The 1,399-nt window shown below is 76.9% G+C and carries 1 protein-coding gene; it reads left to right on the forward strand.

Annotation, left to right across the window (positions count from 1 at the left end):
• Window positions 1-1,227 (forward strand): ABC transporter permease (locus AB0K37_RS42195; protein ID WP_363991870.1); only part of this gene is annotated, 1,227 nt, incomplete at its 5' end.
• Window positions 1,228-1,399: the final 172 nt, after the last annotated feature.

Genomic DNA, 1,399 nt, shown 5'->3' on the forward strand with positions numbered 1-1,399 from the left:
CTGACCGGGACGGGCGCCGTGGCGGTGCTCACGGGCGTCGTCACGGCCTCGCCGGCGCTGAGCCGTCCCGCGATCGGCGTCCTGGCGCGGCCGCTCGCCCGCTGGAGCGGAGGCACGGGGCGGATGGGCGTCCGCAACGCCCTGCGCGACCCCCGGCAGACGGCGGCGACGGCGTCCGCGCTGACGATCGGCCTCGCGCTCATCGCGGCGGTGTCGGTGGTCGTCCAGTCGATGGCGGCCTCGGTGGACCGGCAGCTCGACGCGGGCCTCACCGCCGACTACCGGGTCACCGGGCGGAGCGCGATCACGCCGGTGCCGGAGGGCGCGGCGCGCGCGGTGGCGGGCGTCCCCGGCGTGCGGGCCGCGATCCCGATCCGCACGGCCCGGCTCAGGCTGGACGGCTCCGTCCGGACCGCCGCCGCCGGGTCACCGGGCGAGCTGCTGGGCCATTTCCGCCTCCCCCTCCGGGCGGGCACCGCCCGCACCGGCGGGGACGGCCTGCTCGTGGGCAGCACGCTCGCCGCGGAACGGGGCTGGAAGACGGGCACCGCGGTCGAAGGCCAGTACCAGGACGGAACGAAGCGGACGTTCCGCGTCGCGGGCGTCTACGCGGACCGCCGGTCCCTCACCCCCGCCGCTCCCGCCATGATCGTCGATTGGGCGGGATACCGGGCCCACGACCCGCGGGCCCCCGTCGAGCGCATCGAGGTCGACGCCGGAGCGGCCCGCCGGGCCGCGCTGGAGCGGGCGCTCGCCCCCTGGCCCAACCTGGAACTGAAGGACCGCGCCCAGATCAAGCACGACGCCGCCGGCGGGATCGACCTGTTCCTCAAGCTCGTCCTCGGCCTGCTCGTGCTGTCGGTGCTCATCGCCGCGCTCGGCATCGTCAACACGCTCGCGCTGGCGGTGACGGAGCGCCGGCGCGAGATCGGCACGCTGCGCGCCCTCGGCATGGAGCGCCACCGGGTCCGCCGGATGATCCGCTACGAGGCGGTCGTCGTCTCCCTGTTCGGCGCGGTGCTCGGCGTCGGTACGGGGGTGCTCCTCGGGATGGCCCTGCAGCACACGCTCGCCGGAGGGGAGAGCGGCATGGAGGTCCTCGCCGTCCCCTACGCGCGGCTGGCGATGTGCGCCGCCGCGGCGGCCCTGATCGGCGTCGCCGCCGCCGTGTGGCCGGCCCGCCGCGCCACGCGGACGGACGTGCTGCGGGCGATCGCCTCCGAGTGACCCCGCGCCCGGCGGTTCAGGCGGCCGCCGGGACGCAGCGGTCGGGGACGGCGTCGCGGAGGGCCCGCAGGCCGCGCGCGACCAGCGCCCGTGCTCGCCTCCGTGCCGGAGCCGAACGCCGCCTGACGAATCGACACAACGCAGGACGAACCGGAGTTACTGGCGGGTCTTT

Source organism: Actinomadura sp. NPDC049753, assembly GCF_040674655.1.
In the GTDB taxonomy this organism is placed as follows: Bacteria; Actinomycetota; Actinomycetes; order Streptosporangiales; family Streptosporangiaceae; genus Spirillospora; species Spirillospora verrucosospora.